The following is a 15288-nucleotide window of genomic DNA, read 5'->3' as shown; positions in this document are numbered from 1 at the left end:
CCTTAGCCACGACAGTAAACCTCTTACTTAAAGGGCTGAATCAACCTTGTTTTTTGACGAGTGTCTCGACGATGTTCGCCGGAGCCTCAGCGTATTTGGAGAATTCCATGGAGTAGCTTGCGCGACCCTGAGACATGGAACGAACATCGGTTGCATAACCGAACATTTCTCCCAGCGGAACCTCGGCGCGGATAACCTTGCCGGAAACCGAGTCTTCCATACCCTGGATCAGACCACGACGACGATTGAGGTCACCCATCACATCGCCCATGTAGTCCTCAGGGGTCACCACCTCGACCTTCATGATCGGCTCAAGCACTTTACCGCCGCCTTTAGCAGCCAACTGCTTGGTCGCCATGGAGGCTGCAACCTTGAACGCCATTTCGTTGGAGTCGACGTCATGGTAGGAACCATCGAACACGGTCGCTTTCAGGCCGATCAGCGGATAGCCGGCGACGACGCCGTTCTTCATCTGCTCCTCGATACCCTTCTGGATCGCCGGGATGTATTCCTTCGGAACCACACCACCTACCACTTCGTTGGTGAAAACCAGACCTTCGGTGATGTTGCCCTTCTCGTCCACATCCGGAGTGGAGAAGCGAATCCAGCAATGACCGAACTGACCACGACCACCGGACTGACGAACGAACTTGCCTTCGATCTCCACATTGTCCTTGGTGATGGTTTCACGGTACGAAACCTGAGGCTTGCCGATATTGGCCTCGACGTTGAACTCGCGACGCATACGGTCGACAAGGATGTCGAGGTGCAGCTCACCCATACCCGAGATGATGGTCTGGCCGGTTTCCTCATCGGTCTGAACACGGAACGACGGATCTTCCTGAGCGAGCTTGCCCAGCGCGATACCCATCTTCTCCTGGTCAGCCTTGGTCTTCGGCTCCACGGCAACCGAGATAACCGGCTCCGGGAAGTCCATACGCTCGAGGATGATCGGCTTCTCGATCGAGCAAAGGGTGTCACCGGTAGTGACGTCCTTCATGCCGATCAGCGCAGCGATGTCGCCCGCACGGCATTCCTTGATCTCTTCACGCTGGTTGGCGTGCATCTGCACCATCCGACCTACGCGCTCTTTCTTTCCCTTGACCGAGTTCATCACCGAGTCACCGGAAGCGAGAACACCGGAATAGACACGGGTGAAAGTCAGGGTACCCACGAACGGGTCAGTAGCGATCTTGAATGCCAGAGCGGAGAACGGCTCCTCATCGTTTGCATGACGCTCGTCGACCTGCTCCTCGTTATCCGGATTGACGCCCTGGATCGCCGGAATTTCGGTCGGCGCAGGCAGGAAGTCGATAACGGCGTCGAGAACCAGCGGCACGCCCTTGTTCTTGAACGAAGAACCACAGACCGCCGGAACGATTTCGCAAGCAATGGTACGCTGACGCAGACCGGCCTTGATCTCCTCGATGGTCAGCTCGCCACCCTCGAGGTACTTGTTCATCAACTCCTCATTGGCCTCGGCGGCAGCCTCGATCATGTTGGAGCGATACTCTTCGGCGAGGTCCATCAACTCCGCAGGAATCTCTTCCTCACGGTAGCTGGTGCCCTTGTCATCTTCGTTCCAGTAGATGGCCTTCATCTTGATCAGATCGATCTGACCTTCGAAGTTCTCTTCGGCACCGATGGCAAGCTGAACCGGAACCGGAGTATGGCCCAGGCGCTGCTTGATCTGACCGACGACACGCAGGAAGTTGGCACCCTGACGGTCCATCTTGTTCACGTAGACAATGCGCGGCACGCCGTACTTGTTGGCCTGACGCCATACGGTTTCGGACTGCGGCTCGACACCGGAAGTACCACAGAACACGACAACGGCGCCGTCGAGAACGCGAAGCGAACGCTCCACCTCGATGGTGAAGTCAACGTGACCGGGGGTATCAATGACGTTTACGCGGTAGTTGTCGTACTGGCCGCGCGACCCCTGCCAGAAGGTAGTGACAGCAGCGGAAGTAATGGTGATACCACGCTCCTGCTCCTGAACCATCCAGTCGGTAGTCGCCGCACCGTCGTGCACTTCACCCATCTTATGGCTGAGGCCGGTGTAGAACAGAATCCGCTCCGTCGTGGTGGTCTTGCCCGCATCGACGTGGGCACAGATACCAATATTACGGTAGCGGTTGATAGGGGTAGTACGGGCCACAATAAGGTCCTCGTAAAAGTTGCGCTTGATTTAGAAGCGGTAGTGCGAGAAGGCCTTGTTGGCTTCAGCCATACGGTGCACGTCTTCGCGCTTCTTGACTGCAGCGCCCTTACCTTCAAAAGCATCCAGCAACTCGCCGGCAAGGCGCAGCGCCATGGATTTCTCGCCACGCTTGCGCGCAGCGTCTACCAGCCAGCGCATGGCCAGCGCGTTACGACGGGAAGGACGAACTTCGACCGGAACCTGGTAGGTAGCGCCGCCTACACGACGGGACTTGACTTCGACCAGCGGAGCGATGGCATCGAGTGCTTTTTCGAAGACTTCCAGGGGATCGCTGTTCTTGCGCTCCTTCACCTTTTCCAAGGCCCCATAAACGATACGCTCGGCAACGGCCTTCTTGCCGCTTTCCATCACGTGGTTCATGAACTTGGCCAGGATCAGACTTCCGTATTTCGGATCGTCTAGGATCTCGCGCTTGGCTGCTACACGACGTCTTGGCATTGATAAGCCCTCAAACGGTCTTCAGGTTAGCTCGGAACGGTAACGCGCAGGCTACGTCCGACCTTACTCTTATCGACTCAAATAAATAGAAATGCTGCTTACTTCGGACGCTTGGCGCCGTACTTGGAACGACCCTGCTTACGATCCTTCACGCCGGAGGTATCCAGCGAACCGCGCACGGTGTGGTAACGCACACCCGGAAGGTCCTTTACACGACCGCCACGGATCAGCACTACGCTGTGCTCTTGCAGGTTATGGCCTTCACCACCGATATAGGAGGCGACTTCGTAGCCGTTGGTCAGGCGAACACGGCACACTTTACGCAGTGCAGAGTTCGGTTTCTTCGGCGTGGTGGTGTACACGCGGGTGCACACGCCACGACGCTGCGGGCAGTTTTGCAGCGCAGGGACGTCGCTTTTCTCGACGACCCGCTTGCGCGGCTGACGTACCAGCTGGTTGATAGTTGCCATCTACTAGCTCCACTGTTGTCTTTCGACACAAACGAAAAATGGCAGGGCACGAAGCCCCGCCAAATTAGGGGTACGAGAGTCTAAAGAGCTTCTCGCACACCGTCAAGGCAGGCCCCGGCTTGCAAGCCAGGACCCTGCACTCAATTGCCGCTGGAGTTCAGCGCCTCGGTCAGAGCCGCTTCGACTTCGTCAGCACTCACCCGAACCGGCTTCTCGGCATCACGCCTGCGCTTGCGCTCGCTGTGATAAGCCAGACCGGTACCGGCCGGAATCAGACGACCCACGACCACGTTTTCCTTCAGTCCACGCAGATAGTCACGCTTGCCGGTGACGGCCGCCTCGGTCAGAACGCGCGTGGTCTCCTGGAAGGAGGCCGCGGAAATGAACGACTCGGTCGACAGCGATGCCTTGGTGATACCCAGCAGAACACGTACGTACTTGGCGACGAACTTGTCCTCTTCGCTCAGGCGCTCATTCTCTTCCAGCACCTGGGTCAGTTCCATCTGGTCGCCCTTGATGAAGCTGGAGTCACCCGACTCGCTGATCTCGACCTTGCGCAGCATCTGCCGCAGGATGGTCTCGATGTGCTTATCGTTGATCTTCACGCCCTGCAGGCGATACACGTCCTGAATCTCGTTGACGATGTACTTGGCCAGCGCGCTGACGCCCAGCAGACGCAGGATGTCGTGCGGGTTGCTCGGACCGTCGGAGATCACCTCGCCCTTGTTCACCTGTTCGCCTTCGAAGACGTTGAGGTGACGCCACTTCGGAATCAGCTCCTCGTACGGATCGGTGCCGTCGGTCGGAGTGATCACCAGGCGACGCTTGCCCTTGGTTTCCTTGCCGAAGGAAATGGTCCCGCTGATTTCCGCCAGGATGGACGGCTCCTTCGGACGCCGCGCTTCGAACAGGTCGGCAACACGCGGCAGACCACCGGTGATGTCACGGGTCTTCGAGGTTTCCTGCGGAATACGTGCAATGACGTCACCCACGTTGATCTCGGCACCGTCAGCCACACCGACCAGGGCGTTGGCAGGCAGGAAGTACTGAGCCGGTACGTCGGTACCCGGCAGCAACAGTTCCTTGCCATTGGCGTCGACCATCTTGATCGCCGGACGAATATCCTTGCCAGCCGCCGGACGGTCTTTCGGATCCATCACCTCGATGTTGGTCAGACCGGTCAGCTCGTCGGTCTGACGCTTGATGGTGATGTTCTCTTCCATACCGACGAAGGTCACGACACCCTTCATTTCGGTAACGATCGGGTGAGTGTGCGGATCCCACTTGGCAACCACGGCACCGGCATCGACCTTGTCGCCTTCCTTCACGGAAATCACGGCACCGTACGGCAGCTTGTAGCGCTCGCGCTCGCGACCGAAGTCGTCAGCGACCGCCAGCTCACCGGAACGCGAAACCGCGACCAGCGCGCCGTCGGCACGCTCGACGTGCTTCAGGTTGTGCAGACGGATGGTACCGCCATTCTTCACCAGCACGTTGTCGACAGCCGAAGTACGGCTCGCCGCACCACCGATGTGGAAGGTACGCATGGTCAGCTGGGTACCCGGCTCACCAATGGACTGCGCCGCGATCACGCCAACGGCCTCGCCAATGTTCACCTGATGACCACGGGCGAGATCTCGGCCATAGCACTTGGCGCAAATCCCATAGCGGGTTTCACAGGAAATCGGCGAGCGCACGACCACTTCGTCGATACTGTTCAGCTCGATGAAGTCCACCCACTGTTCGTCGATCAGCGTACCGGCCGGAACCAGCACGTCGTCGCCGCCCGGCTTGAGGACATCACGCGCGATCACACGCCCAAGCACGCGCTCACCCAGCGGCTCGACCACGTCTCCGCCCTCGATGTGCGGGGTCATGTACAGGCCCTGCTCGGTTCCACAATCGATCTCGGTGACCACCAGATCCTGAGCCACGTCGACCAGGCGGCGAGTCAGGTAACCGGAGTTCGCGGTTTTCAGCGCGGTATCCGCCAGACCCTTACGAGCACCGTGGGTGGAAATGAAGTACTGCAGTACGTTCAGACCTTCACGGAAGTTCGCCGTAATCGGCGTCTCGATGATGGAGCCATCCGGCTTCGCCATCAGGCCGCGCATACCGGCGAGCTGGCGAATCTGGGCTGCGGAACCCCGCGCGCCCGAGTCGGCCATCATGTACATCGAGTTGAACGAGTCCTGCTCAGCCTCCTTGCCATCACGATCAATGACCTTCTCCTTGGAGAGGTTGGCCATCATCGCCTTGGAGACTTCGTCGTTGGCCTTGGACCAGAGGTCGATCACCTTGTTGTACTTCTCGCCCTGGGTCACCAGGCCGGAAGCGTACTGGCTCTCGATCTCCTTCACTTCCTCGGTGGCCGCGTCGATGATGCGCGCCTTCTCATCCGGGATGACGAAGTCGTTCACGCCGATCGAAACGCCGGAGATGGTGGAGTAAGCGAAACCGGTGTACATCAGCTGGTCGGCGAAGATCACGGTATCCTTCAGACCAACGGTGCGGTAGCACAGGTTGATCAGTTTGGAGATCGCCTTCTTCTTCATCGGCTGGTTGACGACATCGAAGGACATGCCCGCGGGAACGACCTGGAACAGCAGCGCACGGCCGACGGTGGTGTCGACGATACGGGTGTTCTTGGTGATGCTGCCGTCACGATCCTTGATGGTTTCGTTGATACGCACCTTGACCCGGGCATGCAGCGAGGCTTCGCCCGCACGGAACACGCGGTCGACTTCCTGCAGGTCGGCGAAGACGCGACCCTCACCCTTGGCGTTGATGGCTTCACGGGTCATGTAGTACAGACCCAGTACCACGTCCTGCGACGGCACGATGATCGGCTCTCCGTTGGCAGGCGACAGGATGTTGTTGGTCGACATCATCAACGCGCGGGCTTCCAGCTGCGCTTCCAGCGTCAGCGGCACGTGAACGGCCATCTGGTCACCGTCGAAGTCGGCGTTGTACGCAGCACACACCAGCGGGTGCAACTGGATCGCCTTGCCTTCGATCAGTACCGGCTCGAACGCCTGGATACCCAGACGGTGCAGAGTCGGTGCACGGTTGAGCAGCACGGGATGCTCGCGGATCACTTCGGCGAGAACGTCCCAGACCTCAGGCAGCTCGCGCTCGACCATCTTCTTGGCGGCCTTGATGGTGGTCGCCATGCCGCGCATTTCCAGCTTGCCGAAAATGAATGGCTTGAACAGCTCGAGCGCCATCTTCTTCGGCAGACCGCACTGATGCAGGCGCAGGGTCGGGCCCACGGTGATCACGGAACGACCGGAGTAGTCCACGCGCTTACCGAGCAGGTTCTGACGGAAGCGACCCTGCTTACCCTTGATCATGTCAGCCAGGGACTTCAGCGGGCGCTTGTTCGAGCCGGTGATGGCACGGCCGCGGCGACCGTTGTCCAGCAGTGCGTCGACGGCTTCCTGCAGCATGCGCTTTTCGTTGCGCACGATGATGTCCGGCGCCGACAGGTCGAGCAGGCGCTTGAGACGGTTGTTGCGGTTGATCACGCGGCGATACAGGTCGTTCAGATCCGACGTCGCAAAACGACCGCCATCCAGCGGAACCAACGGGCGCAGGTCCGGCGGCAGCACCGGCAACACGGTCAGGATCATCCACTCCGGCAGGTTGCCCGACCCATGGAACGCTTCCATGAGCTTGAGACGCTTGGAGAGCTTCTTGATCTTGGTTTCGGAATTGGTCTGCGGGATCTCTTCGCGCAGGCGACCGATCTCGTGCTCCAGGTCGATCTGGATCAGCAGCTCGCGCACGGCCTCGGCGCCCATGCGCGCATCGAAGTCGTCACCAAACTCTTCCAGCGCCTCGAAATACTGCTCGTCGTTCAGCAGCTGCCCCTTCTCCAGGGTAGTCATGCCCGGATCGATGACCACGTAGCTCTCGAAATAGAGCACGCGCTCGATATCACGCAGGGTCATGTCCAGCAGCAGACCGATGCGGGACGGCAGCGACTTCAGGAACCAGATATGAGCGACCGGCGAGGCCAGCTCGATATGCGCCATGCGCTCGCGGCGCACTTTGGCCAGCGCGACTTCCACACCACACTTTTCGCAGATGACACCGCGGTGCTTGAGGCGCTTGTACTTGCCGCACAGGCACTCGTAATCCTTGACCGGGCCAAAGATCTTGGCGCAGAACAGGCCGTCGCGCTCCGGCTTGAAGGTACGGTAGTTGATGGTTTCCGGCTTCTTTACTTCACCGAAGGACCAGGAACGGATCATCTCGGGCGAAGCCAGGGCAATCTTGATGGCATCGAACTCTTCGATTTGACCCTGGTTTTTCAACAGATTCAGCAAGTCTTTCAAGGCCTTTCCTCCTCACGGACCTGCGACACCCGGCCAGTGCCGGGCGCCGCGCAGGCGGTGCGTGGTTATTCGGTTTCCAGATCGATATCGATACCGAGCGAGCGGATCTCTTTGATCAACACGTTGAAGGACTCCGGCATGCCGGCCTCCATGCGGTGATCGCCGTCCACGATGTTCTTGTACATCTTGGTCCGCCCGTTCACGTCGTCCGACTTGACCGTGAGCATTTCCTGCAGGGTGTACGCGGCGCCATAGGCTTCCAGCGCCCAGACCTCCATCTCCCCGAAGCGCTGACCACCGAACTGCGCCTTACCACCCAGCGGCTGCTGGGTAACCAGGCTGTAGGAACCGGTGGAACGCGCGTGCATCTTGTCGTCGACCAGGTGGTTCAGCTTGAGCATGTACATGTAGCCGACAGTGGTGGTGCGCTCGAACTTGTTACCGGTACGACCATCGAACAACTGCATCTGACCGCTTTCCGGCAGATCGGCCAGCTTCAGCATGGCCTTGATCTCGCGCTCCTTGGCTCCGTCGAAGACCGGAGTGGCCATCGGCACGCCCTTGCGCAGGTTGTTCGCCAGATCCAGCACTTCCTGATCGCTCAGATCGTCCAGGCTTTCCTGGCGGCCGCCGATCTCGTTGTAGATCTCATGGAGGAACTTGCGCAGCTCAGCAACCTTGCGCTGCTCTTCCAGCATCAGGTTGATCTTCTCGCCCAATCCCTTGGCCGCGAGACCCAGATGGGTTTCGAGGATCTGACCAACGTTCATGCGCGACGGTACGCCCAGCGGGTTGAGGACGATGTCGACCGGCGTGCCGTTGGCATCGTGCGGCATGTCTTCGACCGGCATGATCACCGAGACCACACCCTTGTTACCGTGCCGCCCGGCCATCTTGTCGCCCGGCTGGATACGACGCTTGATCGCCAGGTAGACCTTGACGATCTTCAGTACGCCCGGTGCCAGATCATCGCCCTGCTGCAGCTTGCGCTTCTTGTCCTCGAACTTGTCGTCGAGCAACTGACGGCGGTCGGACAGGTAGGCCTGGGCCTTTTCCAACTGCTCGTTCAGCGCATCTTCGGCCATGCGCAGCTTGAACCACTGGCCGTGCTCCAGGCCATCCAGCGTTTCGTCAGTGATCACGGCGCCCTTCTTCAGGCCGGCACCGCCTTCCGCTGTCGCACCAACCAGAGCCGAGCGCAGACGCTCGAAGGTGGCACCTTCGACGATACGGAACTCTTCGTTGAGGTCCTTGCGGATCTCGTCGAGCTGCATCTTCTCGATGGCCAGCGCGCGGGAGTCACGCTCGACGCCGTCGCGGATGAAGACCTGAACGTCGATGACTGTGCCCTTGGTACCAGTCGGTACGCGCAGGGAGGTGTCCTTCACATCGGACGCCTTCTCACCGAAGATCGCGCGCAGCAGCTTCTCTTCCGGCGTCAGCTGGGTTTCGCCCTTCGGCGTGACCTTGCCGACCAGGATGTCGCCTGGGCCAACTTCGGCGCCGACGTAAACGATACCGGCCTCGTCCAGCTTGTTCAGCGCAGCCTCACCGACGTTAGGGATATCCGCAGTGATTTCCTCTGGGCCGAGCTTGGTGTCGCGCGACACACAGGTCAGTTCCTGAATGTGGATGGTGGTGAAACGATCTTCCTGAACCACACGCTCCGACAGGAGGATGGAGTCCTCGAAGTTGTAACCGTTCCAGGGCATGAACGCGACGCGCATGTTCTGCCCCAGGGCCAACTCACCCATATCGGTGGAAGGACCATCGGCCATGATGTCGCCACGCGCCACCACATCACCCTTGCGAACCAGCGGACGCTGGTTGATGCAGGTGTTCTGGTTGGAACGGGTGTACTTGGTCAGGTTGTAGATGTCGACACCCGCCTCGCCGGTCTCGACTTCGTCATCGTGCACGCGCACGACCACGCGACTGGCGTCGACCGAGTCGATCACGCCGCCACGACGAGCCACGACGCATACGCCCGAGTCGCGTGCAACGTTACGCTCCATGCCAGTACCGACCAGGGGCTTGTCAGAACGCAGGGTCGGCACTGCCTGACGCTGCATGTTCGAGCCCATCAGAGCGCGGTTGGCGTCGTCGTGCTCGAGGAACGGAATCAGCGAGGCAGCGACGGAAACGACCTGCTTCGGCGACACGTCCATCAGGGTCACGTCTTCGGGAGCCTTGACGGTGAATTCGTTCAGGTGGCGGACAGCAACCAGCTCGTCGACCAGCTTGCGGCCTTCGAGCTTGGCACTGGCCTGAGCGATCACGTGGTCGGCTTCTTCGATCGCCGAGAGGAAAACGATCTCGTCAGTGACTTCGCCTTCCTTGACCACCCGGTACGGACTTTCCAGGAAGCCATACTGGTTGGTGCGGGCATAAGCAGCCAGCGAGTTGATCAGACCGATGTTCGGGCCTTCAGGCGTTTCGATCGGGCACACGCGACCGTAATGGGTCGGGTGTACGTCACGAACCTCGAAGCCGGCACGCTCACGGGTCAGACCGCCCGGGCCGAGCGCGGAAACGCGACGCTTGTGGGTGATCTCCGAGAGCGGGTTGTTCTGGTCCATGAACTGCGAGAGCTGGCTGGAACCGAAGAACTCCTTCACCGCCGCCGCGACTGGCTTGGCGTTGATCAGGTCCTGCGGCATCAGGCCTTCGCTCTCGGCCATTGACAGGCGCTCCTTGACCGCGCGCTCGACACGCACCAGGCCAACACGGAACTGGTTCTCGGCCATTTCGCCGACGCAACGCACACGACGGTTACCCAGGTGATCGATGTCGTCGACGATACCCTTGCCGTTACGGATATCGACCAGGGTCCTGAGTACCGCGACGATGTCTTCGCGACTCAGCACGCCCGAACCCTCGATCTCGGTACGACCGATGCGACGGTTGAACTTCATCCGGCCAACAGCCGACAGATCGTAACGCTCCGAGGCGAAGAACAGGTTGTTGAACAGCGTCTCGGCGGCATCCTTGGTTGGCGGCTCGCCAGGACGCATCATGCGGTAGATTTCGACCAACGCTTCCAGTTGGTTGGTGGTCGAGTCGATCTTCAGCGTATCGGAAATGAACGGGCCGCAGTCGATATCGTTGGTGTACAGGGTCTCGAAACGAACGACCTGAGCCTTGACGATTTTCGCCATCACGTCGACGGTCAGTTCGGTGTTGCACTCGGCGATGATCTCGCCAGTGGCCGGATGCACGATCGCCTTGGCGACAGTGCGCCCGAGCACGTAATCCATTGGCATCTCGAGCTCTTTGATGCCGGACTTGTCGAGCTGGTTGATATGGCGAGCAGTGATGCGACGACCCTGCTCGACGATAACCTTGCCGTTCTCATCCTTGATGTCGAAGGTGGCAATTTCGCCACGCAGACGCTGCGGCACCAGTTCCAGCGCGAGGCTTTCACCCTTCACATGGAAGATGTTGGTGTCGTAGAAAGCATCGAGAATTTCTTCGGTGCTGTAGTTCAGGGCGCGCAGCAATACGGACGCCGGCAGCTTGCGACGACGGTCGATACGTACGAAAACGGCGTCCTTCGGATCGAACTCGAAGTCCAGCCAGGAGCCACGGTAAGGAATGATACGAGCCGAGTACAACAGCTTGCCGGAGCTGTGAGTCTTGCCGCGGTCGTGATCGAAGAACACGCCAGGCGAGCGGTGCAGCTGGGACACGATGACTCGCTCGGTACCATTGATGATGAAGGTACCGTTCTCGGTCATCAGGGGGATTTCCCCCATGTAGACTTCCTGCTCCTTGATGTCCTTGATGGCCTTGTTCGACGATTCTTTGTCGAAAATGATCAGGCGCACCTTGACCCGCAACGGAACGGCGAAAGTCACGCCGCGCAGGACACATTCCTTGACATCGAAAGCCGGCTCGCCCAGGCGATAGCCGACATATTCCAGCGCTGCATTGCCGGAATAGCTGATAATCGGGAAAACGGATTTGAAGGCTGCATGCAAGCCAATGTCGCGGAACTGATCTTTGGTCGCTCCCGCCTGCAGGAATTCGCGATACGAATCCAGCTGGATGGCCAAAAGATACGGCACGTCCATTACGTGCGGTAACTTGCTAAAGTCCTTGCGGATACGTTTTTTCTCAGTGTATGAGTAAGCCATCAGCGTTCCCCAGCTTGGTCACCTGCTTGTTGGCTTCTCCCGACGGGAGCAGCCAGAAAATCTTGCGAACCCCATGATTCGCACCACCCTCAGGTGGTTTTCCGCGGAATAGCCAGATTGGCTGGCTTTCCATAACGGAAAAAGGCCGGTGGCATGAGCCACCAGCCATCAGCCTTTCGCGAGTCGCTCGGGCTGTAGACGCAAGGTCGTTGCTTACTTGAGCTCGACTTTGGCGCCTGCTTCTTCCAGAGTCTTCTTGGCCGCTTCGGCCTCTTCCTTCGACACGCCTTCCTTGACCACGCCCGGGGCGCCATCGACGACAGCCTTGGCTTCTTTCAGGCCCAGGCCGGTCAGTTCGCGAACGGCCTTGATCACGTTGACCTTCTTCTCGCCGGCTTCAGCCAGGACGATGGTGAACTCGGTTTGCTCTTCGACAGCAGCGGCAGCCGGGCCAGCAGCAGCAACGGTGGCAGCAGCAGCGGTCACACCGAACTTCTCTTCCATTGCCTTGATCAGTTCAACAACCTGCATCACGGACATTTCGGAAACGGCGTTGATGATATCTTCGTTGGTCAGAGCCATGACTCTAGTTCCTGTATTTAGGTGACAGCCTTCGGCCATCTAATTCAAAAAGTGATTGCGAAAGTGCTGGCTACACGCTTAAGCGGCAGCAGCTTCCTTCTGATCGCGAACAGCCGCCAGTGTACGAGCCAGCTTGCTGGTAGCGCCCTGAATGACGCTCATCAGCTGCGAAATGGCTTCGTCGTAAGTCGGCAGAGTTGCCAGCACGTCGATCTGATTGGCTGCGAGGAACTGCCCCTCGAACGCAGCGGCCTTGATCTCGAACTTGTCCTGACCCCTGGAGAACTCCTTGAAGATGCGGGCAGCGGCGCCCGGATGCTCGTTGGAGAACGCAATCAGGGTCGGGCCTTTGAACACGTCGTTGAGCACTTCGAACTGAGTGCCATCAACAGCGCGGCGCAGCAGGGTATTACGTACGACACGTACGTAAACGCCAGCTTCGCGGGCCTCTTTACGGAGTCCGGTCATGGCCCCCACGGTCACGCCACGGGCATCAGCCACGACAGCGGACAGGGCGGCTTTGGCAGCCTCGTTGACTTCAGCGACGATGGCCTTCTTGTCTTCGAGTTTGATTGCCACGGGTTACACTCCTGGATGTTACCGTTTCATCCGGTCGAGACCGGACGGGTTTTGGTGTCTGATTCGGTACGAATCGGGAGCACCTCTGCGTAGGCTTGGGGTTTAAGGCTTTCGCCGCCTACGGTCTTGGATAGCCCCCGCCAGGCAGGGACCCCAATCTTGCAGACGCCCCGCAACAGAGCGGGGCGACACAGTCTTACGCTTCCAGGGAAGCCTGGTCGATGACCAGTCCCGGACCCATCGTGGTGCTCAGGGTCACGCGCTTGACATAAATACCTTTGGACGTGGACGGCTTCAGACGCTTCAGATCCGACAGCAGAGCTTCAACGTTCTGCTTCAACTGACCGGCTTCGAAGCCAACCTTACCCACGGAGGTGTGGATGATGCCGTTCTTGTCGGTACGGAAGCGCACCTGACCGGCCTTGGCGTTCTTGACAGCGGTAGCCACGTCCGGAGTAACAGTACCCACTTTCGGGTTCGGCATCAGACCGCGCGGCCCCAGGATCTGGCCCAACTGACCGACAACGCGCATCGCGTCTGGCGAAGCAATCACCACGTCATAGTTCAGATCGCCGCCTTTCATTTCGGCAGCCAGTTCGTCCATACCAACGCGATCAGCACCTGCAGCCAGAGCAGCTTCGGCACCCGGGCCCTGAGTGAACACAGCTACGCGAACGCTCTTACCAGTGCCGTTCGGCAGAACGGTTGCACCACGAACGACCTGATCGGACTTACGAGGATCGACGCCAAGATTGATGGCAATGTCGAACGACTCGGTGAACTTAACTGCAGACAGCTCAGCCAACAGCTTGGCCGCATCTTCGAAAGCATATTGCTTGCCGGCTTCGACCTTTTCGGCGATGGCCTTCTGGCGCTTAGTCAACTTAGCCATTACACACCCTCCACATTCAGGCCCATGCTACGAGCCGAACCTGCGATGGTTCGAACGGCAGCGTCCATTTCGGCAGCGGTCAGATCAGCCTGCTTTGTCTTGGCAATCTCTTCGAGCTGGGCACGAGTGACGGTGCCGACCTTCTGGGTGTTGGGGCGAGCAGAGCCGCTGGTAATGCCAGCAGCCTTCTTCAACAGCACCGCAGCCGGCGTGCTCTTGGTTTCAAAAGTGAAGCTACGGTCGCTGTATACGGTGATGATCACAGGAGTCGGCAGACCAGGCTCCTGGCCCTGAGTCCTGGCATTGAATGCCTTGCAGAATTCCATGATATTCACACCATGCTGACCCAGAGCAGGACCAACAGGCGGCGACGGGTTAGCCTGACCGGCCTTTACCTGAAGCTTGATGTAAGCTTGAATCTTCTTAGCCATATTCACTCCGTTACGGGTTATGACGCCTTGCGGCTCCCCAATGCTTATTTATCCCGGTGACGACAAAACCCCGCAGCCTGTAGCTGCGGGGTATGGGATACTTCGATCGGTTAAACCTTCTCGACCTGGCTGAACTCCAGCTCCACAGGGGTAGAGCGACCAAATATCAAGACGGCAACCTGGATCCGACTTTTCTCATAATTGACCTCTTCGACCACACCATTGAAGTCAGCGAACGGACCATCGGCCACACGCACGACCTCACCAGGCTCGAAAAGCGTCTTCGGCTTCGGCTTGTCGCTCCCGTCAGCAACGCGACGCAGGATAGCCTCAGCCTCTTTATCTGTAATGGGCGCCGGCTTGTCAGCCGTACCACCAATGAAACCCATGACACGAGGGGTATCCTTGACCAGGTGCCAAGTACCTTCGTTCATGTCCATATGCACGAGAACGTAGCCCGGGAAAAACTTGCGCTCGCTTTTGCGCTTCTGCCCGTTACGCATCTCGACCACTTCTTCGGTCGGAACAAGAATCTCGCCGAACTCATCTTCCATGCCGGCAAGCTTGACGCGCTCGACCAGAGAGCGCATTACGTGCTTCTCGTAACCCGAGTAAGCATGCACAACATACCAACGCTTAGCCACGAGACACCCTTAACCAACAACCATGGAGACCAACCAGCCGAGCAGGGAATCTAGCCCCCACAACAGCAGCGCCATAACCAGAACCACCACAACGACGATCAGTGTGGTCTGAGTAGTTTCCTGACGAGTCGGCCAAACGACCTTGCGAATCTCGCCACGCGCTTCTTTCAGCAGCACAGCGAACGAACGCCCTCTGGACGTCTGCAAGGCAATAAACGCAGCAACCGCGCCTATCGCCAGCACTGCAAGGACACGATACAGAATCGGCTCAGCGGAGTAGTATTGGTTACCAACAACAGCAACCACCACCAAAGCAGCCACAACAAGCCACTTCACCAGATCGAAGCGCGCATCATTGGCTTCAGCTTTGATATTCATCTGCTAGAACCTTGTAAAGACTGCCAAATTCGATATTGAAAATGGCAGGCCAGGAGGGAATCGAACCCCCAACCTGCGGTTTTGGAGACCGCCGCTCTGCCAATTGAGCTACTGGCCTAGAAAGAGTCAGGCCGACTATTATGCCGACCTGCTTCAAACAGATCAATCGTTATT

At 58.8% G+C, this 15288-nt stretch carries 11 protein-coding genes and 1 tRNA gene; all 12 read right to left on the bottom strand.

Annotated elements, in window-relative coordinates; all coding sequences use genetic code 11:
• Positions 1-40: 40 nt before the first annotated feature.
• A complete protein-coding gene (fusA, locus tag B597_RS40475) occupies positions 41-2161 on the bottom strand; it encodes an elongation factor G (RefSeq protein WP_003293020.1) in 2121 nt (706 codons plus the stop codon).
• 30 nt (positions 2162-2191) lie between these two features.
• Positions 2192-2662 (bottom strand): 30S ribosomal protein S7, encoded by a 471-nt coding sequence (rpsG, locus tag B597_RS40470; RefSeq protein WP_003293018.1) that lies wholly within the window; start codon positions 2660-2662, stop codon positions 2192-2194.
• Between the two features lie 98 nt (positions 2663-2760).
• Positions 2761-3132, bottom strand: a complete 372-nt coding sequence (gene rpsL / locus B597_RS40465; RefSeq protein WP_003280832.1) for a 30S ribosomal protein S12 — start codon at positions 3130-3132, stop codon at positions 2761-2763.
• A gap of 140 nt (positions 3133-3272) precedes the next feature.
• Positions 3273-7472: a DNA-directed RNA polymerase subunit beta' gene (gene rpoC / locus B597_RS40460; RefSeq protein ID WP_024162375.1), complete on the bottom strand. Its 4200-nt coding sequence runs from the start codon at positions 7470-7472 to the stop codon at positions 3273-3275.
• A 65-nt stretch (positions 7473-7537) separates the two neighbouring features.
• Positions 7538-11608: a DNA-directed RNA polymerase subunit beta gene (rpoB, locus tag B597_RS40455; protein WP_003293016.1), complete on the bottom strand. Its 4071-nt coding sequence runs from the start codon at positions 11606-11608 to the stop codon at positions 7538-7540.
• A gap of 213 nt (positions 11609-11821) precedes the next feature.
• Positions 11822-12190, bottom strand: a complete 369-nt coding sequence (rplL, locus tag B597_RS40450; RefSeq protein WP_003293014.1) for a 50S ribosomal protein L7/L12 — start codon at positions 12188-12190, stop codon at positions 11822-11824.
• 78 nt (positions 12191-12268) lie between these two features.
• Positions 12269-12769 (bottom strand): 50S ribosomal protein L10, encoded by a 501-nt coding sequence (gene rplJ, locus B597_RS40445; RefSeq protein ID WP_003293012.1) that lies wholly within the window; start codon positions 12767-12769, stop codon positions 12269-12271.
• Positions 12770-12965: 196 nt separating this feature from the next.
• A complete protein-coding gene (rplA, locus tag B597_RS40440) occupies positions 12966-13661 on the bottom strand; it encodes a 50S ribosomal protein L1 (protein WP_003293011.1) in 696 nt (231 codons plus the stop codon).
• Positions 13661-14092 carry a 50S ribosomal protein L11 gene (gene rplK, locus B597_RS40435; protein WP_003293010.1) on the bottom strand — a complete coding sequence of 144 codons (432 nt, stop codon included), beginning with the start codon at positions 14090-14092 and terminating at the stop codon, positions 13661-13663. Before rplK ends, rplA begins: the two co-directional genes overlap by 1 nt.
• Before the next feature lie 110 nt (positions 14093-14202).
• The gene (nusG, locus tag B597_RS40430) at positions 14203-14736 is read right to left on the bottom strand and encodes a transcription termination/antitermination protein NusG (RefSeq protein WP_003293009.1); all 534 of its coding nucleotides are present in this window, start codon (positions 14734-14736) and stop codon (positions 14203-14205) included.
• A 9-nt stretch (positions 14737-14745) separates the two neighbouring features.
• The gene (gene secE, locus B597_RS40425; protein WP_003293008.1) at positions 14746-15114 is read right to left on the bottom strand and encodes a preprotein translocase subunit SecE; all 369 of its coding nucleotides are present in this window, start codon (positions 15112-15114) and stop codon (positions 14746-14748) included.
• A gap of 42 nt (positions 15115-15156) precedes the next feature.
• Positions 15157-15232: transfer RNA gene (locus B597_RS40420), tRNA-Trp, on the bottom strand.
• Between the last annotated feature and the right edge of the window lie 56 nt (positions 15233-15288).

The sequence above is a fragment of the Stutzerimonas stutzeri KOS6 genome (assembly GCF_000307775.2).
GTDB lineage: Bacteria > Pseudomonadota > Gammaproteobacteria > Pseudomonadales > Pseudomonadaceae > Stutzerimonas > Stutzerimonas stutzeri_B.
The sequence above is the reverse complement of the archived record's forward strand: the minus strand, read 5'-3'. Positions and strand labels throughout refer to the sequence as shown.

Bases quoted from the DNA above. Each gene is read 5' to 3' on its own strand.
- rplK (WP_003293010.1), bottom strand. From the start codon at position 14,092: ATGGCTAAGAAGATTCAAGCTTACATCAAGCTTCAGGTAAAGGCCGGT.
- rpoB (WP_003293016.1), bottom strand. From the start codon at position 11,608: ATGGCTTACTCATACACTGAGAAAAAACGTATCCGCAAGGACTTTAGC.
- rpsL (WP_003280832.1), bottom strand. From the start codon at position 3,132: ATGGCAACTATCAACCAGCTGGTACGTCAGCCGCGCAAGCGGGTCGTC.
- rplA (WP_003293011.1), bottom strand. From the start codon at position 13,661: ATGGCTAAGTTGACTAAGCGCCAGAAGGCCATCGCCGAAAAGGTCGAA.
- secE (WP_003293008.1), bottom strand. From the start codon at position 15,114: ATGAATATCAAAGCTGAAGCCAATGATGCGCGCTTCGATCTGGTGAAG.
- rplL (WP_003293014.1), bottom strand. From the start codon at position 12,190: ATGGCTCTGACCAACGAAGATATCATCAACGCCGTTTCCGAAATGTCC.
- rpsG (WP_003293018.1), bottom strand. From the start codon at position 2,662: ATGCCAAGACGTCGTGTAGCAGCCAAGCGCGAGATCCTAGACGATCCG.